Annotated in this window: 26 protein-coding genes; 9 read left to right on the top strand and 17 right to left on the bottom strand. The window is 68.0% G+C overall.

Translation table 11 applies throughout. The features are described 5' to 3' along the window. Positions 1-18 precede the first annotated feature (18 nt). Positions 19-474: a DUF3576 domain-containing protein gene (locus AAC050_RS08550; protein ID WP_339914658.1), complete on the bottom strand. Its 456-nt coding sequence runs from the start codon at positions 472-474 to the stop codon at positions 19-21. Positions 475-864: 390 nt separating this feature from the next. Here AAC050_RS08550 and AAC050_RS08545 point away from each other — a divergent pair, with 390 nt between their 5' ends. Further along, positions 865-1,254, top strand: a complete 390-nt coding sequence (locus AAC050_RS08545; RefSeq protein WP_339914657.1) for an NtrZ family periplasmic regulatory protein — start codon at positions 865-867, stop codon at positions 1,252-1,254. Between the two features lie 6 nt (positions 1,255-1,260). Here AAC050_RS08545 and AAC050_RS08540 read toward each other — a convergent pair whose 3' ends face one another. Next, positions 1,261-1,899 carry a thiamine phosphate synthase gene (locus tag AAC050_RS08540; protein WP_339914656.1) on the bottom strand — a complete coding sequence of 213 codons (639 nt, stop codon included), beginning with the start codon at positions 1,897-1,899 and terminating at the stop codon, positions 1,261-1,263. Between AAC050_RS08540 and AAC050_RS08535 the strand changes: the two genes are divergently transcribed. Continuing rightward, the gene (locus AAC050_RS08535; protein WP_339914655.1) at positions 1,898-2,614 is read left to right on the top strand and encodes a YggS family pyridoxal phosphate-dependent enzyme; all 717 of its coding nucleotides are present in this window, start codon (positions 1,898-1,900) and stop codon (positions 2,612-2,614) included. The genes AAC050_RS08540 and AAC050_RS08535 overlap by 2 nt on opposite strands. A gap of 80 nt (positions 2,615-2,694) precedes the next feature. After that, the gene (locus tag AAC050_RS08530) at positions 2,695-3,381 is read left to right on the top strand and encodes a response regulator transcription factor (RefSeq protein ID WP_339914654.1); all 687 of its coding nucleotides are present in this window, start codon (positions 2,695-2,697) and stop codon (positions 3,379-3,381) included. A 4-nt stretch (positions 3,382-3,385) separates the two neighbouring features. On the opposite strand, the gene AAC050_RS08525 is transcribed toward AAC050_RS08530, so the two are convergent. The 3 genes from AAC050_RS08525 to AAC050_RS08515 form a co-directional block, all read right to left on the bottom strand. Then, positions 3,386-4,180 (bottom strand): exodeoxyribonuclease III, encoded by a 795-nt coding sequence (locus AAC050_RS08525; protein WP_339914653.1) that lies wholly within the window; start codon positions 4,178-4,180, stop codon positions 3,386-3,388. A gap of 320 nt (positions 4,181-4,500) precedes the next feature. Continuing rightward, complete coding sequence (locus AAC050_RS08520) at positions 4,501-5,142, bottom strand: outer membrane lipoprotein carrier protein LolA (protein ID WP_339914652.1); 642 nt, start codon at positions 5,140-5,142, stop codon at positions 4,501-4,503. Positions 5,143-5,311: 169 nt separating this feature from the next. Then, a complete protein-coding gene (locus AAC050_RS08515) occupies positions 5,312-7,672 on the bottom strand; it encodes a DNA translocase FtsK (protein WP_339914651.1) in 2,361 nt (786 codons plus the stop codon). A gap of 161 nt (positions 7,673-7,833) precedes the next feature. Between AAC050_RS08515 and AAC050_RS08510 the strand changes: the two genes are divergently transcribed. Further along, positions 7,834-9,087: a UbiH/UbiF/VisC/COQ6 family ubiquinone biosynthesis hydroxylase gene (locus AAC050_RS08510; RefSeq protein ID WP_339914650.1), complete on the top strand. Its 1,254-nt coding sequence runs from the start codon at positions 7,834-7,836 to the stop codon at positions 9,085-9,087. Positions 9,088-9,096: 9 nt separating this feature from the next. Here the strand turns inward: AAC050_RS08510 and AAC050_RS08505 are convergent, their stop codons facing one another. From AAC050_RS08505 to AAC050_RS08490, 4 genes are all read right to left on the bottom strand, one after another. Further along, positions 9,097-9,291, bottom strand: coding sequence for a Trm112 family protein (locus AAC050_RS08505; protein WP_339914649.1), 195 nt, complete (start codon positions 9,289-9,291; stop codon positions 9,097-9,099). Between the two features lie 88 nt (positions 9,292-9,379). Then, positions 9,380-10,039, bottom strand: a complete 660-nt coding sequence (locus AAC050_RS08500; protein WP_339914648.1) for an LON peptidase substrate-binding domain-containing protein — start codon at positions 10,037-10,039, stop codon at positions 9,380-9,382. Between the two features lie 9 nt (positions 10,040-10,048). Continuing rightward, entirely contained in the window at positions 10,049-10,945 is an 897-nt protein-coding gene (locus tag AAC050_RS08495) for a co-chaperone YbbN (RefSeq protein WP_339914647.1), read from the bottom strand. A 64-nt stretch (positions 10,946-11,009) separates the two neighbouring features. Beyond that, the gene (locus AAC050_RS08490) at positions 11,010-11,528 is read right to left on the bottom strand and encodes a prolyl-tRNA synthetase associated domain-containing protein (RefSeq protein ID WP_339914646.1); all 519 of its coding nucleotides are present in this window, start codon (positions 11,526-11,528) and stop codon (positions 11,010-11,012) included. A gap of 51 nt (positions 11,529-11,579) precedes the next feature. On the opposite strand from AAC050_RS08490, the gene AAC050_RS08485 reads away from it, so the two are divergent. After that, positions 11,580-12,320, top strand: coding sequence for a DUF6065 family protein (locus tag AAC050_RS08485; protein WP_339914645.1), 741 nt, complete (start codon positions 11,580-11,582; stop codon positions 12,318-12,320). A 37-nt stretch (positions 12,321-12,357) separates the two neighbouring features. On the opposite strand, the gene AAC050_RS08480 is transcribed toward AAC050_RS08485, so the two are convergent. From AAC050_RS08480 to AAC050_RS08460, 5 genes are all read right to left on the bottom strand, one after another. Beyond that, positions 12,358-12,903 (bottom strand): hypothetical protein, encoded by a 546-nt coding sequence (locus tag AAC050_RS08480; RefSeq protein WP_339914644.1) that lies wholly within the window; start codon positions 12,901-12,903, stop codon positions 12,358-12,360. Between the two features lie 81 nt (positions 12,904-12,984). Next, the gene (locus tag AAC050_RS08475; protein WP_339914643.1) at positions 12,985-13,614 is read right to left on the bottom strand and encodes a LysE family translocator; all 630 of its coding nucleotides are present in this window, start codon (positions 13,612-13,614) and stop codon (positions 12,985-12,987) included. A gap of 40 nt (positions 13,615-13,654) precedes the next feature. After that, a complete protein-coding gene (locus AAC050_RS08470; RefSeq protein WP_339914642.1) occupies positions 13,655-14,179 on the bottom strand; it encodes a hypothetical protein in 525 nt (174 codons plus the stop codon). Between the two features lie 114 nt (positions 14,180-14,293). After that, on the bottom strand, positions 14,294-14,746 hold the full coding sequence (locus tag AAC050_RS08465) for a hypothetical protein (protein ID WP_339914641.1): 453 nt from the start codon (positions 14,744-14,746) through the stop codon (positions 14,294-14,296). Positions 14,747-14,851: 105 nt separating this feature from the next. Next, positions 14,852-16,093 carry an argininosuccinate synthase gene (locus AAC050_RS08460; protein ID WP_339914640.1) on the bottom strand — a complete coding sequence of 414 codons (1,242 nt, stop codon included), beginning with the start codon at positions 16,091-16,093 and terminating at the stop codon, positions 14,852-14,854. Positions 16,094-16,261: 168 nt separating this feature from the next. On the opposite strand from AAC050_RS08460, the gene AAC050_RS08455 reads away from it, so the two are divergent. The 3 genes from AAC050_RS08455 (at position 16,262) to AAC050_RS08445 (ending at position 17,951) form a co-directional block, all read left to right on the top strand. Next, a complete protein-coding gene (locus tag AAC050_RS08455; protein ID WP_339914639.1) occupies positions 16,262-16,492 on the top strand; it encodes a DUF1674 domain-containing protein in 231 nt (76 codons plus the stop codon). An 81-nt stretch (positions 16,493-16,573) separates the two neighbouring features. Further along, positions 16,574-17,035: a hypothetical protein gene (locus tag AAC050_RS08450; protein ID WP_339914638.1), complete on the top strand. Its 462-nt coding sequence runs from the start codon at positions 16,574-16,576 to the stop codon at positions 17,033-17,035. A gap of 136 nt (positions 17,036-17,171) precedes the next feature. Then, on the top strand, positions 17,172-17,951 hold the full coding sequence (locus AAC050_RS08445) for a hypothetical protein (RefSeq protein ID WP_339914637.1): 780 nt from the start codon (positions 17,172-17,174) through the stop codon (positions 17,949-17,951). On the opposite strand, the gene pyrF is transcribed toward AAC050_RS08445, so the two are convergent. Continuing rightward, positions 17,948-18,667, bottom strand: coding sequence for an orotidine-5'-phosphate decarboxylase (pyrF, locus tag AAC050_RS08440; protein ID WP_339914705.1), 720 nt, complete (start codon positions 18,665-18,667; stop codon positions 17,948-17,950). The two genes, AAC050_RS08445 and pyrF, sit on opposite strands and share 4 nt — an antisense overlap. A gap of 98 nt (positions 18,668-18,765) precedes the next feature. On the opposite strand from pyrF, the gene AAC050_RS08435 reads away from it, so the two are divergent. Then, complete coding sequence (locus tag AAC050_RS08435) at positions 18,766-19,464, top strand: MarC family protein (RefSeq protein ID WP_339914636.1); 699 nt, start codon at positions 18,766-18,768, stop codon at positions 19,462-19,464. A gap of 21 nt (positions 19,465-19,485) precedes the next feature. On the opposite strand, the gene AAC050_RS08430 is transcribed toward AAC050_RS08435, so the two are convergent. Continuing rightward, the gene (locus AAC050_RS08430; RefSeq protein ID WP_339914635.1) at positions 19,486-20,292 is read right to left on the bottom strand and encodes an SDR family oxidoreductase; all 807 of its coding nucleotides are present in this window, start codon (positions 20,290-20,292) and stop codon (positions 19,486-19,488) included. Next, entirely contained in the window at positions 20,289-20,753 is a 465-nt protein-coding gene (locus AAC050_RS08425; protein ID WP_339914634.1) for an Rrf2 family transcriptional regulator, read from the bottom strand. Before AAC050_RS08425 ends, AAC050_RS08430 begins: the two co-directional genes overlap by 4 nt. Positions 20,754-20,813 lie beyond the last annotated feature (60 nt).

Raw genomic sequence — 20,813 nt, 5'->3', positions numbered from 1 at the left:
GGGAAGGGAGCTGGGGCCTTAGCCCGCGCGGGACAGGTTCAGCTGGCGGGCCTTGGTGAGGATGGCGTTTTCCAGATCGGTTTCGGTCTGGGCGGCGACCGGGGCGGCGACCCATTCACCGGCCTCGTTGCGAACCTGTTTGGTCACGGTGACGTTCAGCGCATCGGCACGCAGGCGCGTGTCGAGGATGAAGACCGTGGCCTTGAAACGCTCGCCGGGGGCCTGGGGGTCTGAATACCAGTCATAATTGACCACGCCACCCCACGGGTCGGCGTTCAGCAGCGGCATGAAGCTGAGAGTGTCGAGGGTGGCGCGCCACAGATAGGCGTTCACCCCGATGCCCTGCTGGGCACTGGCGGCCGGCTTGCGGCCTTCTCCGAGGTGGAACACCTTGCCCACCGTTGGGGCAAGGCAGCCCGAGAGCATCAGACCGGATGCGATCAGGGCGACCGAAGCGCCACGAACCAGGACCATAGAGACTCTCCGTTCAGAAATGGACGTCGTACACGCCGCAGAAGGGACCGGGTAACCGGCGTTGACCCGGGGATGGGGCGTGTACCGTAACAAGGCTCTATAACACGGTGAAAAGGGGCGATGACAAGGCGAAGTCGCGGTCGCGGTCTTCGAGGGGTTGGTGGTGGTCGCAGAGATGCGGCCCCTCGCCCGTCAGGCGAGTCATTCGGGCCCGATTCCCGTGACGCATGCGCCACAGGACTCGGCTAGAGTCGGGTTGAATGGCGATTCATCCTCGACCTTTCGTTGACCCGGCCGGTCCCGGGTGTCTTATCATTGACAACCCGGTGCTGAAATCGGGAACAAAATGAAGCCTTCGCCGGTTGTTCGGGGAAGATACAAAGGTTGGACATGCGTCGGGATCTGGTCATTGCAGCCGTAGTCGGAGGTCTGGCGGTCGTCGCCGCGACCCACGACGCCTCGGCCCAGACCGCCCGCAGCCGCGCGCCCGCCGTGTCCCTCAGCGAGGCGAACGCCAGCCGCACCACGACCACGGTGCGTCGGGGCCTGCAGTTCAGCGAAAACGGCCGCTGGGGTCTCAATTTCAACCTCAGCCAGCCTGTCGGCCGTGAAGCCGACTGGGGCGACGTTGAGGCCGGAGCCTATTATCGCATCAATCCGCGCTTGCGCGTCGGCGCGGCCGCCGGTCTGGCGGTCCCCGAGACCGACCCGGCCCGCCCCCCCGAGACGGACAGCCGCACCGCGCCGCGCTTCCGGCTGGAATCCATCTTCAAATTCTGACCCCGCTCAGCCGTTGAAGGCTGACTGGATCGCGGCGACTCCGGCCAGGCCACAGGCCCCGGAGCCCTTCAGCGTGTCGGCATTGGCCGCGCCGATCCCGCCCAGGGCATAGACCGGGACCAGAGCGGCGCGCACGGCAGCGGTGAAGGCCACGAGACCCAGGGCCGGGCGCGACCCTGAGGCCCCTCCGGCGGCGAACACCGGTGACAGCACCGCCGCCGACAGGACTCCGGCTCCGGCCAGGGCGGCGGCCGAATGGACCGCTCCGGTGACCTGCCAGTGCGGATGACGCCGTCTCAGCGCGGCGGCCCGCTCGAGGGCTCGCTCGGGCAGGTGCACACCGTCGGCTCCGACCGCCTCGGCCAGGTCCGCGTCGAGGCCGATCAGCAGTCGCACCCCGCGTTCCGCCGTCACCCGGCGCAGCCGCTCGGCCACAGTCCGGGCGTCGGCGGCCCCAAAGGCGCGATAGACGACCCCGGCCCCTGGCGGCAGGCCCGCCGCCGTCAGCCACGGCTGTGGCGTGCGCACGGGGTCGGTGAAGAACAACAGGGCCGGCCGGCCCGGGTCACGGCTGACACCGGCGGCGGCGCGGGCTAGACCTGTGGCGGCCCCCCACAGGGTTTCAGCGTCTGCGGACAGGATCATGACCTCTTCTTTGCCTGCTTCCCCGCTCCCGTCCATCTCCCCGCCCGCCGACAGCGTCGCCGCGCGTCTGGCCGGGGTGCGGGCCCGGATGTCGGTGGCGTGCCGCGCGGCCGGGCGGGCTCCGGGGTCGGTGACCCTGACCGCCGTGTCCAAGACCCAGTCGCCCGAAGCTATCGACGCGGCCCTCACTGCCGGACAGCGGGTATTCGGCGAGAACCGGGTGCAGGAGGCCCAGGGACGCTGGCGACCGCGTCGGGCCGGGTTGCCGGACCTTGAATTGCGCCTGATCGGGCCGCTGCAGACCAACAAGGTCGCTGACGCCCTGGCCCTGTTCGATGTGATCGAGACCCTGGACCGCGAGAAGCTGGCCCGGGCCCTGGCCGACCGGGCCCTGATCACCGGCGTGGCCCCGCGGGTGCTGGTTCAGGTCAATACCGGAGCCGAGTCGCAGAAGGCCGGGGTGTTGCCGGATGCTGCCGACGCCCTGATCGCCACGGCGCGGGGCCTGGGGCTGACGGTCGACGGGGTGATGTGTATTCCGCCGGTCGCGGTCGATCCGATTCCGCATTTCGATCTGCTGGCCGGACTTGCCCGGCGCAACGGGCTGGCGGTGCTGTCGATGGGGATGAGCGCCGACTATGAGGCGGCCATCGGTTGCGGCGCGACCCATGTTCGGGTCGGATCGGCGCTGTTCGGGGAACGAAACACCGTCTAATTCGCCTCTAAAGGACGAGTTTCCCCGAAATCGACCTTCCAAGCCTTGGCGCGGGGGGCAAGCCTCGCCATTCTTGCATCATGCCCACGCCCAAAACGCTGCTGATCATCGACGACGACAATGACCTGCGCGAGGCGTTGGCCGAACAGCTGGCGCTGCATGAGGAATTCCGTCCGGTCCAGGCGGCGACGGCGACCGAGGGCATCCGGCTGGGCCGCGAGATTCGCGCCGACCTGATCCTGCTGGACGTCGACCTGCCCGACATGGACGGGCGCGAGGCCTGCCGCCTGTTGCGCAAGAACGGGGTCTCGACCCCGATCATCATGCTGACCGGCCAGTCGTCGGAGTCCGATACGGTGCTGGGGCTGGACGCCGGGGCCAATGACTATGTCACCAAGCCGTTCCGCTTCGCCGTGCTGCTGGCCCGGATCCGGGCCCATCTGCGCAGCCACGAACAGTCCGAGGATGCGGTGTTCCGCATCGGCCCCTATGAGTTCCGCCCGGCGGGCAAGATGCTGCTGGACAGCCAAGGCAAGAAGGTGCGGCTGACCGAGAAGGAAACCAACATCCTCAAATACCTGTACCGCGCCGGGGCCAAGGCCGTGTCGCGCGAGGAACTGCTGGCCGAGGTCTGGGGCTACAACGCCGGGGTCACCACCCACACGCTGGAAACCCACATCTATCGCCTACGCCAGAAGATCGAACCCGAGCCCGGTCAGGCCCGGCTGCTGCTGACCGACACGGGTGGCTACCGGCTGCAGCCGTAGGTTCCTAGACGTCGATATCCATCGTGATCGGGCAGTGGTCGCTGGGCTGGGTCCAGGCGCGGACCGGCTCGTGGATCACGGTGCTGCCGGCCACCACGGCCGGGGTCAGGCCCGGCGAGGTCCACAGATGGTCGAGGCGCAGGCCGCGGTTGGACTTGCGGAAATCGGCGGCGCGATAGCTCCACCAGCTGGCCAATTTGGCCGGTTCGGGGTTCTGGTCGCGGATCACGTCGGCGAAGCCGCCGGCGGCCTGCAGGCGGCGCAGGGTCTCGACCTCCAGCGGGGTGTGGCTGACGATCTTCGACATATAGCGGTGGTTCCAGACGTCGTTCTCGCCGGGCGCGATGTTGAAATCTCCGGCCAGCACCAGCGGCCGCTGCTGGTCGCGCCCGGCCATTTCGGCGGTCAGCCGTTCGTAGAAATCCATCTTGTGATCGAATTTCGGGTTCTCGACCCGATCCGGCACGTCGCCGCCGGCGGGGATGTAGAAATTCTGCACCTCGACGTCATCGACCATGACGCCGACGCAGCGGGCGTGGCCCTCACGGCAGACGTCGAGGACCGGGGCCTCGGTGATCGGCTTGCGACTGGCGATGGCTACGCCGTGCCAGCCCTTCTGGCCACCGATCTTCAGGTGCGGCAGGCCCATGGCCTCGAAGGCGGTACGGGGAAACTGGTCCTCAAGACATTTGATCTCCTGCAGGCACAGGACGTCAGTTTCGGACTCGGTCACGAAGCGCGCGACCTGGTCAATGCGCAGACGGACGGAGTTGATGTTCCAGGTGGCGATACGAAGCATGGGTGTCTTCTAGTCGGACCGCGCTCAAAAGGCTTCGCCTTTTCGACCCGACGCGGTCGACGCTTCGCGCCCTCGCCGCGAGCCGTTGCGCGGGGAGTCGTGGTGCCCGACGTGCCAGCCCAATAAAAAAGCGCCCGGCGGGGGGCCGGGCGCTTTGAGGTCGTTTCGCTCTCGCTGCGGGTAAAGGGGATGATACCTGCAACGGTCAGGGCGGCCGTCGCCACCTTGCGGCCAATTTGTCACGCGGCGGAAGAAAAGTAAAGAACAATTTCGCCTATCGGTTGAAACGGTTTCCCGTCGCGCCGGATAGCCGGCGCAACTTAGTTGCGTCGGGGGCGACGGGTCGGGTCGCGCAGCCGGAACAGGCTGGCCGCCAGGTTCGGGGCCGCGCTCAGACTGGTCAGTTGGGTGCGGGTACGGCCCCCCTGGGCGTCGGTGATGGTCCACTCCTGCAGCCGCGCCGGATTGCCGGCGAAGGCGAGGATGACGGACCCCTCGTTCGGCTTGGCGGCGTCACGGGCCGTGATAGCGAAGGCTCCCGACGCCATCCGGGTGACCCGGTCGATACTCACCCCCTGGTCGAGGCGCACATTGCGGGCAAGGAAGGTCGACAGCGGCGTGGCGCTCAGCGGCACCTGGCGGAAGACGTTCAGGCGCGGATCATAGCGTTTGACGTTGGACCCGTCCGACACCACCAGCAGCCCGGCCGGATCCGTATATTCGAACCGCATCCTGCCCGGGCGCTGCAGCCAGAAATGGCCGGTGCGGCGCTGGCCGCCGGGTCCGGTCTCGACAAACTCACCCTGGGCCGAAGTCAGGTTCTGCAGATAGGTCTGGGCCTGGGCCAGGGTGGCGCGGTCCTCGGCCGACAGGCCGGCCTGGGCAGCGACGGGCAGGCCCGCCAAGGCGGCGATGGCAAAGGCTCCGGTGGCGAGACCGAAAGCGCGGCGTGAAACAGTCATTCAGGGTTCCTCCCGTTCGGGATGGGGATATTGATGCGGCCAGAATGGCGGTCCGTCACGGCGGCGGCATGACGGGACCCTGACCATATTCGGACCTTGCGATGAAGTCCTGTTCAGGTGCGGGCCCTCCAGAACGCCCGGGAAGGCCGCCGGTTCAGTGGTTCGGGCTTCAGGCCATCGGTGGCGGACCGGCCAGCACGTCGCGCTTGCCGGCGTGGTTGGCGGGGCTGACCACGCCTTCCTGTTCCATCCGCTCGATCAGGGTGGCGGCGCGGTTGTAGCCGATCTGCAGCCGGCGCTGGATATAGGAGGTCGAGGCCTTGCGGTCGCGGGTGACCACGGCCACGGCCCGGTCGTAGAGGTCGTCGCCGGTGGAGACGCCCTCGTCGCCGAAGACATTGTCGCCGTCGCCGTCGGGGTCGTCGGTGACCAGGTCCAGATAGTCGGGTTCGCCCTGGGCCCGCAGATGGGCGCAGACCTCCTCGACTTCCTTGTCGTCGACGAACGGGCCGTGCAGGCGGGTGATACGGCCGCCGCCGGCCATGTAGAGCATGTCGCCCTGACCCAGCAGCTGTTCGCCGCCCTGCTCACCGAGGATGGTGCGGCTGTCGATCTTGGAGGTGACCTGGAAGGAAATTCGGGTCGGGAAATTGGCCTTGATGGTGCCGGTGATGACATCGACCGACGGGCGCTGGGTGGCCATGATCAGGTGAATACCGGCGGCCCGGGCCATCTGGGCCAGACGCTGCACCGCGCCTTCGACGTCCTTGCCGGCGACCAGCATCAGATCGGCCATCTCGTCCATGACCACGACCAGATAGGGCAGGGGCTCGGGGCGGATCTTCTCGGATTCGTAGACGGGTCGGCCCTGGTCGTCGAAGCCGGTCTGGACCGTGCGTTCGAAATGCTCACCGCTGGCCTGGGCCGCACGGGCCCGGTCATTGTAGGAGGCGATGTTGCGCACGCCGAGCTTGGACATCCGCCGGTAGCGGTCCTCCATCTCGCGCACGGTCCATTTCAGCGCGACGACGGCCTTCTTGGGATCGGTGACGACCGGGGCCAGCAGGTGTGGGATGCCGTCATAGACCGACAGCTCCAGCATTTTGGGGTCGATCATGATGAAGCGGCATTCGGCGGGGCTTAGCCGGTACAGGATCGACAGGATCATGGCGTTGACCCCGACCGACTTGCCCGAACCGGTGGTGCCGGCGATCAGCAGGTGCGGCATGCGCGCCAGATCGGCGACATAGGGCTCGCCGCCGATGGTTTCGCCCAGGGCCAGGGGCAGCAGGTGGGTCGGCTTGTCGTATTCGGCACTGGCCAGCAGGTCGCGCAGATAGACGGTCTCGCGTTTGGCGTTGGGCAGCTCGATGCCGATGGCGTTGCGGTTGGGCACGACCGAGATGCGGCAGGCGCGGGCCGACATGCTGCGGGCGATGTCGTCGCTGAGGGCCACGACGCGGCCGTGTTTGACGCCGGGCGCGGGGACCAGTTCGTACAGGGTCACCACCGGACCGGGCCGGATCTGGTCGATCGAGCCGCGCACGCCGAATTCGGCCAGCACGCCTTCCAGCATCTTGGCATTGGCCTTGAGAGCTTCCTCGTCGACCGCGGCGACCCGTTTGGCCGGCTTGGCCAGCATGCCCAGCGGTGGCAGGTCGAACGCGCCCTCGGGACGCACGAAGTCGAAAGCGGCCTGACCGTCCTCGACGGCGCGGCGTGAGGGTTTGGGAGCCTTGGTGGTGGCGACCTTCGGCTCGGGAGCCGCGCGGGCCGGGGCCGGCCTGGGCGCGCGATCCTCCCACGGCGGCGCGTCCTCGTCGGGACCGATGTCGGCTTCCGGCTCGGGCCGGGGGCGCGGCCGACGGGCGGTCCGCCGGGCCGGGACGTCCGGAATCCCGGGCGCGGGCCGGCGCAGACCCCGCGCCCAGGCCAGGCCGTCACCCAGATCGGAGACGCGCAGGCCGATGGCGTAGCCTATGCTCCACAGGCCGAGCGGCAGGAACAACAGGCCGGCGATGATCGCGCCGCCCGGGACGCCCAGCGCCGTCAGACCTGAAATCACCAGACCGGTCAGGCCGTCGCCCCACAGGCCGCCGAGCCCGGTGGCCAGCGGCCAGGCGGCGGGGGCGGCCAGGGCCGAGAGGCCGGCGGACAGGCTGAGCGCCCCCGCCGTGGCCGCCAGGGCCTTGCCCGGGGAAGGCTTGAGTCTTTGCTGAATAGAATCGCCGATGGCACCGGCCAGACCGAAAGCGATCAGCAGCAGGGCCGCCGGCCAGGCGGCCAGACCCAGTGACTGCATGGCCAGGTCGGCGAACAGGGCCCCGTTGGCTCCCAGCCAGTTGGACGGGATCTGGCTGGAGGCGGCGTTGAGGCTGGGGTCGGCCGGATTCCACGACAGCAGGGCCACCGCCAGCAGCACGGCCAGCAGGGCCTGCAGCACGCCACGGAACCGCGCCACAAACGGTGCATCCCAGAGGGTGCGGGCGCTGTCGAAGGCGCGTTGGCCGATGACGAGGGCGGCAGACATGCGGCGGAAAGCTCCGGACGGTCGAACAGACCCGCCCTTGTCACCCGCCCAGGGTTAAGAGGCTGTTTACCAGACCGCGTGGGCGCGCTTTTTGATGATCCCGGCCAGACTGCGACCTCGCGCCTCTGGACGCCGCGGTGCGGCGGCGCGACAACCAGATCATGACCCAGACCGACCGTTATGACGTCATCATCGCCGGGGCCGGCCTGGCCGGGGCCAGTTTCGCCCTGGCCGCGGCCCAGGCGGGGCTGAAGGTGGTGCTGGTCGACCCCCAGCCGTTCACGGCCCAGCTGGCCCCGACCTTCGACGGGCGTTCGACGGCCATCGCCTTCGCGACCTTCCGCATGCTGGATGTGCTGGGGGTCGGCGCGACCCTGAGACCGCAGGCCTGTCGCATGGACCGGATCCTGGTCACCGACGGGCGGCGGCCCGGCGCGGCGGCGCGGCCCGCCTCGCCTGCCTTCCTGCGTTTCGACGCCGGCGAGATCGGCGCGCGGACCGGCGGCGAGCCGCTGGGCTATATGGTCGAGAACCGCCACATCCGCGGGGCCCTGGCCGGGGCCGTCACGGCCGCCGGGATCGAGGTCCTGGCCCCGGCTTCGGTGGCCGCGGCGGTGGTCCGGCCCGGTTGCGTGCGGGTGACCCTCGACGACGGTCGCGAACTGGACGCCGCCCTGGTGGTCGGGGCCGAGGGGCGAAACTCGAAAGTGCGCAAGGCCGCCGGCATCGACACGGTCGGCTGGGGCTACGGCCAGAGCGGGGTTGTGGCCACGGTGCGGCTGGGCCGTGACCACGGCAATGTCGCGCATGAATATTTCCTGCCCGCGGGACCGTTCGCCATCCTGCCGCTGACGGACCAGCGCGCCAGCCTGGTGTGGACCGAGACGACACGCCGGGCCGAGGCCCTGAGGGGGGCGTCGGACGCGGCCTTTTCGGCCCATCTGATGCGACGCTTCGGCGAATTCCTCGACGGAGCCACGGTCGAGGGGCCGCGCTTCGTCTACCCGCTGTCCCTGTCACTGGCCGAACAGATGACGGCCCCGCGCATGGCCCTGATCGGGGACGCGGCCCACGGGGTGCATCCGGTGGCGGGTCAGGGGCTGAACATGGGGTTGAAGGACGCCGCCGCCCTGGCCGAGGTGCTGGCCGAGGCGATGCGGCTGGGCGAGGACATCGGGGCCGAGACGGTGCTGGACCGCTACGCCCGCTGGCGGCGCTTTGACAATACGGTGCTGACGGTCGGGTTCGACGCCTTCGTGCGGCTGTTCTCCAACGATCTGCCACCGGTGCGGCTGGCGCGTGACCTGGGCATGGCCGCGGTCAACCGGATCGCGCCGCTGCGCCGGGCCTTTATGCAGGAGGCGGGGGGTGCCACCGGGGACCTGCCGAGACTGCTGAAGGGTGAACCGGTCTGAGCGGGTTGCCTAGTCGAGCTTGCGGGCCTCGTCGGGCAGCATGATCGGCACGCCGTCGCGGATCGGATAGGCCAGTTTGGCCCCCTTCGAGACCAGCTCCTGACGGGTGCGATCATAGGTCAGCCGGCCGCGGGTGACCGGGCAGATCAAGGTCTCCAGCAGGCGCGGATCGACCGAGACGGGGGTGTGGAAATTGTCGCTCATGGCTCACTCATACGCCCCGATCGTTCCGCACGGTAGCGCGGATCATGGCTCGGCCGCGCTCAAGCAGGCCAAGGGCCGGTAGCGCAAGCTACTGTATGGAGGGCGGGGTCTCGCCATCGCCGGTGTCGGCGGCGTCGATCCGCATCAGGGCGGTCAGGACCGCGCACCGGTCCATCAAGCTTATGGCCTCGATCAGGGCCTGTTTCTCGGGCGGGTCGAACGGCAGGGCCATCGACAGGCTGTTGACCAGAGCCTCGGGCGGGGCTCCGGCGGCGGTGTCCCAGTCGACCTCAAGTCCCCGGCTCTCCAGATAGGCGCGCAAGGCCTCGAGCAGGGTTTCGCGATCGATGTCCAGATCCTCCCGGGGTGAGGCCAGGTCAGACTCGAAGGCAGAGAAATCGGCGCGGACGTGACGATAGGGGGTCTGGGTGGACAGTTCGCCGGTTACGCGGAAGCGGGCGCATCCGGTCAGGGTGATCAGGTAGCGACCGTCGGAGGTTTCGGCGAAATTGGTGATGCGCCCGGCACAGCCGACCGGCGACAGGACCGGCAGGTCGACCGGGCCGCCGAGCGGCTGAATCATGCCGATCATGCGGTCCGCGGCCATGGCATCGTCGATCATGTTCAGGTAGCGCGGCTCGAAGATGTTCAGCGGCAATTGTCCGCGCGGCAACAGGATGGTTCCCGACAGCGGCAGCACCGGGATGACCTGCGGCAGATCGGCGGCCTTGATATATCCCTGGGCCATCACCGGCCCCTAGGCGAACAGGATCGAGGACAGGCGGCGGCGACCGTCGCGGGCCACTTCGGACGAGGCTCCGGCGGCTTCGAACACCGTCAGCAGCTGTTTGCGGGCGGCCTGGTCGTTCCAGTCGCGGTCGGCCCCGACGATGTGCAGCAGGTGGTCAACGGCCCCCTTGAAGTCCCCCGCGGCGGCGCAGGTTCCGGCCAGATCGAAACGGGCCTGATGGTCGCCGGGATCGGCGGTCAGCCGGGCCTCGAGCGCCGCAGTTTCACCGGACGGAGCCTCGGCGGCCAGGGCCAGCTGGGCCCGCACGGCGAGGACGGCCGGTTCGGTCGAGTCCTGCGGGGCCATGGCGATGGTCTGGCGCGCCTGATCGGCGTCGCCGTCGGCCAGATAGACCCGGGCCATGCCGGCGATGGCTTTCTGGTTGTCGGGCTCCAGAACCAGCACGTCGGCGAAGGCCTGCGCGGCCCCGCCCATATCGTCCACCGCCAGGGATTCGTCGCCCAGCGACAGCAGATGGTCGATGTCGGCATTGGCGCTCTCGCCGCCGGTCAGCTTGTCGATAAAGGCGCGGATCTGGCTTTCGGGAACGCCGCCCTGGAAGCCGTCGACCGGTTGGCCGTTGACGAAGGCATAGACGGTCGGGATCGACTGGACCTTGAGTTGGCCGGCGTAGGCGGGGTTCTTGTCGACGTCGATCTTGACTAGGGCTACGGCTCCGCCGGCGGCACGCACGGCCTTTTCCAGGGCCGGGGTCAGCTGGCGGCACGGTCCGCACCATGGGGCCCAGAAATCAACGATAACCGGCCGGGTCTTTGAGGCCTCGACGACGTCGGTCATGAAGCCGGCGTCCGAGCCGTCCTTGATCAGGTCGTCGTCTTTCCGGGTCGGGTCGATGAGAGTCATGGGCACTCCATGGGCGTACAGGGAACAGGTCTGGAGCTTCAGATGGTCGCGATCGGACCGCGCATCAAGCGAGAGTGTTGAAATCGACCACCATTGGCTCACGTTCCAGCCGCGCGAGGAAGGTCTGGAAGTCGTCCCGGGTCAGGGTCGTGGTGGCTGTATTGACCAGCGGATGGAAATTGACAGCGTCGGCCGCCCACAGACGCTGGTCCAGCACGAAGGTGACCCGGCGCTCGACATCATTGATCAGGCCGAGGGCTGTGACCGCGCCGGGCCGCACGCCGAGGGTTGACCACATCAGGGCCTCGGGGCCGAACGACAACCGGTCCGAACCGATCGCAGCCGGAGTGCGTTTGAGGTCGATGACTGTGTCCTGATGGGCCGAGATCAGCCACAGCCGGCCTTTTTTATCCTTAAGGAACAGGTTCTTGGTATGGGCCCCGGGCAGGGTGTCCTTGATCTCCGCCCCCTCGCCGACGCGGAACACGGCCGGGTGGTCGAGGGTGGCCGGGTGCAGCCCGGCCGTGGTCATCCAGGCCAGCAGACTGTAGCGATCGAACGCGGGTGGCTTGTCTTCGGTCATCGGCGCTGTCTAGGAAAAGGCATCACCTTCGATACCCGCCGGAGCCTGACTGTGGAACTGGAATGCTATCCGATGACGGCGCGGCCGCCCGATCTGGTGCCGGGCCGGCAATCCCGCAACTGGATGGACGCCTTCGCCAGCCGGCACCCCTATCGTTGCCTGCCGCTGACCATGGCCAATACCACCGGCTGGGAAATCCTGTGCCCGTTCGGCTTTACCGCCGAGTGGAACGGCGGCCCGCGCCAGGAAGACATCACCATCACGCCAGAGCGGCCGACTCGCGAGCTGGATCATTTCGTCACCTCGCATTTCTCGCGCGGCGTGCTGACCATGCATCCGCAGTATCTGTTCCGGACGCCGCCGGGCTGGGGCATGACCTGTTCGGGTTCACCCAATCATGTGAAGGACGGGATCCAGGCCCTGGTCGGGCTGATCGAAACCGACTGGCTGCCGTTTCCCTTCACGATGAACTGGATCTTCACCCGGCCGGGGCGGATCAAATTCGAGCGCGGCGAGCCGTTCTGCTTCATCAATCTGATCGAGCACCGCAAGGTCGAGGAATTCCAGCCGGTGATCCGTTCGCTGGAGTCCAACCCCAATATGAAGGGCCAGTTCGAGGCGTGGAACCGTCAGCGCACGGACTTCAACACCCGGCTGGCCTCGGGCGACCCGGAGGCGGCCAAGGAAGCGTGGCAGCGGTTTTACTTCAAGGGCGAACTGCCGGAAGCCCTGGGTGAGGCGCCCGACAGCCACGTCAACAAACGCCGGCTGAAGACGCCGCGGATCGGTTGAGGTCCCTGCCACGGCACCATGCCGGGGCAGGGGTCCATTACGGACGCGACAGGCGGGGACCGATGTTCTGGATCACGTCGCGGGCGTCGAAGGCATTGGGGTCGTCGGCCGGCTTGGTGCCGTGGCTCATGACGATTTCGGTTGAGGCCTCATAGCGATCGATCTCGCGCATGTCGAAATCACGGCCGAAGGGGTCGCTCCATGGGCTCCACAGGCCGCCGTGATAGAACTGCCAGTAGGGGCTCCAGTAGCGGTACCGTTCATAATAGAAGGGGTCGGGGGTGGCCCCGTAACGCACGTCCCGATCGGTGGCGCGATTGACGGTGGCGAACCAGTCATAGCCGTCCTGGACGGTCAGTTCGGCGGCGCGCAGTAACAGGGCCATCTCCACCTGCTCGCGCGTGGTTACCGAATTGCCGGCGAAGGACACGCGATAGCGGTTGGTCTCCAGTTTCTGCTCGGCATAGCCGCCGCGCTGGCCCTGGTAGCCGGCGGGTTGATAGGGGGTGGCGGTGGCGCAGGCAGACAGGGCAAGGGCCGCGGCGGCGGCGATGACCACCGGTTTGTTCAGCAGATGTCTCATGCAACTTCTCCTCTGGAGTCCACGGGCAGGCCCCTGATTTCAACGATGGTTGAACGCACCGGTTCCAATGTCAGCAGGCCCTCATAAACGCGATACAATCAACAGCGCGGCCAGCAGCAGAAGGAGTCCGGTCAGGAGCCCGAAGCCGCGCCGGAAGCGAGGCTCGGCCATCCGTCGGGCCAGCGCCGCTCCACCCAGACCGTAGGCGGACATGGTGATCACGTCCATGCCGATGGTGGCCAGGGCGAACAGGGCCAGCTGTGGCGCGGCGGGACGGTTGACGTCGAGAAAGGGCGGTAGAACGGCGGTGAAAAACAGCACCGCCTTGGGGTTGGAAATCTGGACCATGAACCCGTCCAGCAGCGCGCTGCGACCGAGACGGATGTCGACCGACTGCGGGTCCGCGGCGGTGGCGAAAACGCCGCGCAGGGCGCGCACACCCAGCCAGGCGACATAGAGGGCTCCGCCGATCGAAACGATCCGGAAGGCAGCCGGAAAGGCGGTGACCAGGGCTCCCAGACCGAGCGCCGCCGCCGCGAACCAGACCAGGGTGGCCGCGTTCATGCCCAGCACCCCGGCCAGGGCCCCGGCCGGGCCGCGCTTCACCCCGTTGGCGACCGAGAACAGATTGGCCGGGCCCGGCGTGACCGCCATGACGGCCATCACGCCGAGAAAGGTAGCGTAGAGGTGGGGGTCGACCGGCAGGATCATGCCGCCCTGTCGGACGCGGAGCGGATCAGGTCAAGGGGGCTCAGCGGGCGTCCGGAGCCGCGGGCGTGGCGGGCGCGACCTGTTCGGTCTCGATCGCGTCCATGGCCTGGCCGAGAACATAGTCGGCCATCAGGCCGTATGTGACCATATGTTCGGGGTCGTTGGAGGCCCAGGCCCCGTTGCGGGCCACACCGCCGGCGACGGCGAGGACCCCGTTCAGGTCAACACCGGCGAGAGCCTCGGCGGCGACTTTCTGAAGGTCGATATCGGCCAGGGCATCGGCGGCAATGACCGAGGCGTGCTGTGCTGCCGTAGCGGCAAAGGCGGCGACGTCGGGCTGATATTCGGCCCACAGGGCGGCCATGCGGCGTTCGCGTTCGGCTTCCGGCAGGTCGGTATTCAGCGACAGGGCCGCAGCGTGTTGGCCGAACGTCTCCATGCGGGCCTCAAAGGCCGTGGCGGCGGTCTCGAGGGCCGCTTCGGAGGGGTTTGTGGCCTGCTGGGCCATGGCGGCAGACAGCGGCAGGAGGGCGAGGGCGGCGGCGAGTGACAGGGCCTTGATCATGGCGCGGTTCCTTCGAGCGATGATCAAGGGTCCGCCGAACGCCGGTCGCGCTCAAGTGAAATCGCGGTAAGGCGGAAACCAGGTTCGGGCCTTCGCCTTACCGGCGGTCGCCAGCTACTGCGGAGCCGTTCCCGGAGCGGGGTCGGGACTGAGCGCCTCCCGGGCACCGTTGCGCAGATCATCGGCCATGCCGCGCAGGCTGGGGCCGACGGCGTCCTTGACCGACATCAGTTCCTGACGCGCCGCGTCGTCGGGGGCCGCTGTGGCCCGGGCGTCGATATAGGCGTTAAAATCCGCAATGAACCGGTCGATGTCGGGCTGGTAGCGGGTGAGCACGACCTCGACGTCGGCCATGCCGCGGGTCTGGTCCCCGCCGGCACCGGTGATGGCGGCCTGATAGTCGACCTGCATCTGGCTCATCCGGGACTGGAAGGCCTGGGCCCGGGACTCGAAGGCGATGTCCGCCGCAGATTTGGCGGCGGGGGCCGACGGGGCCGGACTCTGTGCCAGGACGGGCGACGAGAGGCCGAGCAGGATCGCCGCTGCGATCGGGGTCATCATACGCATGAGAGAAAGGCTCCGTTTGGGGTCTGGTGGCAACCATTGCGCCGGCTCATGGCGAGAGCAAGTCCGGCCCTGATCGATGTCGTCAATCAGAGGGCGAAAAAGACCCTAGCTTCCGCTGCGCTTGTCGCGTTTCGCCAGCACGCGCAGGCGCAGGGCATTGAGCTTGATGAAGCCGGCGGCGTCGAGGTGATCATAGGCCTGGACGCCTTCCTCGAAGGTGACGAGGTCCTGATCATACAGGCTGTCGGGGCTTTCGCGGCCGATGATGGTGACGTTGCCCTTGTAGAGCTTGACCCGGACCGTGCCGTTGACGCGGGTCTGGCTGTGGTCGATGGCCGCCTGCAGCATCTCGCGCTCGGGTGCAAACCAGAAGCCGTTGTAGACCAGATGGGCGTATTTGACCGCCAGCTCGTCCTTCAGATGCATGGCTCCGCCGTCCAGCGTGATCGACTCGATGCCGCGGTGGGCGGCCAGCAGGATAGTGCCGCCGGGAGTCTCATAGACGCCGCGTGACTTCATGCCGACGAAGCGGTTCTCGACCAGGTCGAGGCGACCGACACCGTTGTCGTGGCCGTATTCATTGAGTTTGGTCAGCAGGGTCGCCGGCGACATGGCCACGCCGTCGATGGCGACCGGATCGCCCTTTTCGAAGGCGATGGTGATGACGGTGGCCCGGTCCGGCGCGTCTTCGGGGCTGATAGTGCGCTGATGCACGAATTCCGGGGCCTCGACCGCCGGGTCCTCCAGCACCTTGCCCTCCGAGGAGGAGTGCAGAAGGTTGGCGTCGACACTGAACGGAGCCTCGCCGCGCTTGTCCTTGGAAATCGGGATCTGGTGGGCCTCGGCGAAGGCCAGCAGGGCCTCGCGCGACTTGAATTCCCATTCACGCCACGGGGCGATGACGTGGATGTCGGGCTCCAGCGCATAGTAGCCGAGCTCGAACCGGACCTGGTCATTGCCCTTGCCGGTGGCTCCGTGACAGACGGCGTCGGCCCCCAGCTGGCGGGCGATCTCGATCTGGCGCTTGGCGATCAGCGGCCGGGCGATCGAGGTGCCGAGCAGATACTGGCCCTCATAGACGGCGTTGGCGCGGAACATCGGGAAGACGAAGTCGCGCACGAACTCCTCGCGCAGATCGTCGACGAAGATGTTTTCGGGCTTGATGCCCATCTTCAGCGCCTTCTCGCGCGCCGGGGCCAGCTCTTCACCCTGGCCGAGATCGGCGGTGAAGGTGATGACCTCCGCATTGTACTCGGTCTGCAGCCATTTCAGGATGATCGAGGTGTCGAGCCCGCCGGAATAGGCGAGGACGACTTTCTTGACGGGTTTTTCGGCGGGGCTGGACATGGCTGGACCTTCAGGAGCGCGCGGGTCAGATCGGGGTCGGGCGGTGGTCCGCGCTTAAACGGCGAGATGGACCGTGATGCAAGGGCAGGAATAGGGCAGCTCCGGTGACGGGACCCGAACCGGAGCGGTGGGGATGACGAAACGCCCGTCCGCACCTATGTCCCGGTCATGACCGAACAAACCCCACATGCCGCCGCGCCGGCCTTTAATGCCGATGTACCCGATGCGACGCCGGACCGGCCCCTGGATGAGACCGCGCGCCGGGCCCTGCTCGAGGCAGCGGAACGACGTGCGCAGGCCGCAACGGTCGAGGCTGAGGTCGAACATGGCGGCCCCGCCGGGCCCGAACCGACCCGCTACGGTGACTGGGAGAAAAAGGGTCTGGCTGTCGATTTCTGAAGCCGGGGCCCGGCTTCGGGGTCGATGCGAACGAAGCGGCGCGTCCGGCGTTAACCTTTCTCAACCGGAGAGGAAGACGCCGTGATCACCCATCGTGCCCTGTTCGCAGGAGCGTTCGTTATTCTGGCGTCGCTGGCCACTGGCGGGGTCGCTGCGGCGCAGGCTCCCTATGGCCACATCTGGTCTGGCTCGCCGCGGTCCGAGGTGAACACGCGGGCCTATGTCCGAACCGGTCACGCCGCTGACGGCTACAGTTTCCGCTATTATCCGTCGTCCCGCGATCACCGGTATCATGTCCGGCCCCTGTGGCGGTCCGGCCCGGAGACCCGGGCCTGGCGGGACCGCGGTGGTCGTTACGGCTACAGCGCCGCCTATGGCCACAACAGGTCCGGGGCGCGACCCGCGCCGGGTTATCGTGACCGGTGGGGTTATGACGACGACCGGCCCCCGGTTGGCCGATCGGGTCGCGGCGACCGTCATCGCGCGCGACATGACGGGTGGCACGCGTGCGGCTGTGCGGACGTCTATCTCTATGATCGCTGACCTGGGCCGAGCGGGCCCGGGTTAACGCCAACGGGGGAAATCCGCGGAGCTGTTTCCCCGTTCCGGTGCATCCGGCCCCGCCTGACGGCAGGACGTCTAGAATGGCCGGCCTGTTTGGTGTGTGGAGGACAGGTTCATGCGGAATGTCATCATGGTGGTGGGGATTGCCCTGCTGATCGCGGCTCCGGCGCTGGCGGGTGAACGCGGCGGTGGCCCACGGGGCGGCCACCATCCCGCCCCGCGGCCCTGTTGCGCCCATGCGGGCGGCGGCAACGTCAACGTCAATATCAATGCCGGAGCCACGGCCAGCGCCCGCGCGGCCACCTATGGCTCGGCCCGGAGCTGGAGCCACGGCGGCGGGCAGGTGACACGGGTCTATGGCGGTGGTTACCGGAGCGGAGGGTATGGAGGCGGCTATTGGGGTGGCGGCGGTCCCGTGATCGGGGTGCCGGTCTATGGCTATATCGACCAGGGTCTTGATGTCCGGAGCACCGCCGGCCCCAGCGCGCCGTTCGGCTATGCGGTTCACGGTTTCGGTCGGGACTATCGTGACGCGCCCTATGTGCCCACGCCCGTTCGCGAGTCCCGCTACGGACACGGTCACCATGAGGCCCCGGCCTATGGGGAGTCCTATTACAGCGAGTCCGCCTACGGGATGTCGTCCCGTGAGTCGCGGTCGTACGAGGAGTCGACCTACAGCTGGAGCGACCGGCGCGAGGACCGGGGCGACGATGACCGGGGCCGGACCTGTGACTGTTACGATACCGGGCCGGTACCCTATACGTCTTCAGCGGTTCCCTATGAGTCATCGACCGCGCGGGACTATTACGGCGACCTGCCGCCGCCGGATTATGTCGCGCCGGAGGCCCCGCCGCCGCATCACAATTATCGCCAGGAACCCGGCGAGCGCGGCTAGGCCCGGCCTGTTCCGACGCCGTCCATTTCAGCGGCGATACGGGCGGCGGCCATGACCGGATCGGCATCGGCGATGACCGGGCGGGCCACGACCAGATGGCTGGCTCCGGCGCGCAGGGCCTCGGCCGGGGTGGCGACGCGCTGCTGGTCGCCGACATCGGCCCCGGCGGGCCGGACCCCCGGGGTGACGATCAGGAAGTCGGGCCGGCCGGCGGCCTCGGCCAGGGCCCGGGCCTGGGCGGCTTCCAGCGGACTGGAGACCACCCCGTCGACGCCGCAGTCCAGCGCCTGGCGTACCCGACGCGCGACCAGATCGGCGGGGCTGTAGCCGTAACCGATATCGGTCAGGTCGGCCTGGGACAGGCTGGTCAGGACGGTGACGGCGAGGATTTTCGTGTCCAGATCCCCGCGACCGCGCACGGCCCCCTGCATGACCTGGGGCTCGGCATGGACGGTCAGCAGATCGCAGCCGCCTTCGGCCACGGCGCGGGCCGCGCCTTCGACCTGGGCTCCGATGTCGTGCAGTTTCCAATCCTGGAACACAGCCTTGCCCCGGGCGCGAAGCTCGTGGGCGAAGGCGACGCCGCCGGGCCGCGCCAGCAGGCTGAGGCCGACCTTGTAATGGGTGACGACGTCGCCGAGACGATCGACCATGGCCCGGGCGGCGTCGATCGAGGGCAGGTCGAGGCCGACGATCAGGCGCGGATCGTTGAGCAGCGGAGAGGTCATCGACGGGCTCCGGATGACCGGCTAAGGGTGGACGTGAAACACGTCGCGCCCGACCGGGGTGACACCAAGGATGGGAGAAGCAGGCAATGGACGCGGTCGATCTGGGGGTCAACCTGTTCGTGGCGCTGTTCGCCCTCGTCGATCCGATCGGCAACATCCCGATTTTCGCCGCCGCCACGGCCGGGGCCAGCGTACGCCAGCGGATGCAGGTCACCGGCCTGCTGTGTCTGTTCATCGTTGGCTTTCTTGTGGTGTTTTTCTTCACCGGCCTGACGCTGCTGCAGTTCTTCGGCATCTCGCTGGCGGCCTTCCGCATCGCCGGCGGTATCCTGCTGCTGCTGCTGGGTCTCGACATGACCCGCGGTGACTTCCTCAAGATGTTCGCTGACGCCGACGCGGTGGCCGATGCCGCTGATGTGCGCGGCTATGCCAAGCGTCGCTTCCAGCGCCTGGTGGTACCGTTCGCCATGCCGCTGCTGATCGGGCCCGGCGCGATCTCGACCATCATCATTCAGGCCGGAGAGGCCCAAAAGCTGGGCGCGGCCGGGACTGTCGCCGGTCTGGTGGCCATCGGCGCGGCCGGGGTGGCCACCTTCGTCTGTTTCACCATGACCGGCCCGATCAGCCGGGTGCTGGGCGACGTCGGCATGACCATCGTCGTGCGGGTGCTGGGCCTGATCCTGTGCGCCCTGGCCATTCAATTCATGCTGGCCGGTCTCGGCGAAGCCCTGCCGGGCATGTTCAGCGGCGATGTCACGGCCCCCTATCCGGCCGGCGGTCACTGAGACGACGACGGCCGGATCGCCTCAGATCCGCTTCAGCCGTTTCGCATGTCCGCCGATGATTCCCAGGGCGACGCCGTCGGGCAGGAGTCTGGGAATGAGGGCCAGCAGATTGTTCATCGCGCCCGGGATGACCTTCGGCCGGTTGGCCTCGCAGGCCTGATAACCGACCTTCGCCACATGGTCGGCGGTCTGCCACATCCAGGCCGGATAGGCTGAGGACACCTGGTCGCGGCTGCCGTTGACGTCATGGAATTCGGTATAGGTGTAGCCGGGGCACAGGGCGGTGACGTGGACCCCGCTGCCGCGCAGTTCCAGATGCAGACCGGCCGAGGCCTTGGTCAGGAAGCTCTTGATCGGGCCATACAGGGTGTCGCCCCCGGTGGCCGGCATCTGGCCGGCGAGCGAGGCGACGTTGAGGATGCGGCCGTAACCGCGCGCGACCATGGCCGGGGCGAACAGCCGGGCCAGTTCGATCGGGGCGGTCAGCATGACCTGAAGCATGGCCGCGTGATCGGCCGGATCGGTGTTGAGAAAGCCGGCTGTGCGGCTGAATCCGGCATTATTGACCAGACCGTCGACGCTCAGCCCTTCGGCGCTGACGGCAGCGGCCAGCCGGGCCGGGGCTTTGGGGTCGGCGAGGTCCTCCATCAGGACGGTGGCGTTGATTCCGTGGCGAGTCCGCAGCTCATCGGCCAGGGCCTGAAGCGGCGCGGCGCGACGGGCGGTCAGGATCAGGTCCCGGCCGTGGGCGGCATAGGTCCGGGCCAGGGCGGCCCCGATACCGGCCGAGGCTCCGGTGACCAGAACGGTGCGGCGCGCGACGCTCACGCGGGGATCTTGACCGGCAATGTGATCCCGGCCAGCGACGGGGGGTCATCGGCCAGCAGGTCGGCGATGGTGATGCGCGACAGGGCCTCGGCTGCGGCGGCGTCGGCGGCGACCAGCGCCTTGCCGACCTGGCGCGGAATATGTTCACCGACCGGGCAGCCCCGGGCTCCCGGCGGCGGTGAACCGAGGTGGGCACAACCGTGAACCGCGTTTAGCACGGCATCGAGGCGGATGTTCTCGGGCCGCTGCAACAGCCAGGCCCCCCCGCTGGCCCCCGGACGGGTGGCGATCAGCCCGGCCTTGGCCAACAGAGCGGTGACGCGGCGGACCACGACGGGATTGGTCGGCACTGAACAGGCCAGAACGGCACTGGCGATGGCCTGGCCGGGCGCAAAAGCGCTCTTGTGGGCCAGATAGGCCAGCACATGGGCGGCGACGGGAAAGCGTTGGCTGTCTGACATGATGTGACCTGGAAGGTAGGGCGTTGGCGCGGGATGCACAATCAGTACCCCACTGTCCCC

The organism is uncultured Brevundimonas sp. (genome assembly GCF_963974615.1).
In the GTDB taxonomy this organism is placed as follows: Bacteria; Pseudomonadota; Alphaproteobacteria; order Caulobacterales; family Caulobacteraceae; genus Brevundimonas.
The sequence above is the reverse complement of the archived record's forward strand: the minus strand, read 5'-3'. Positions and strand labels throughout refer to the sequence as shown.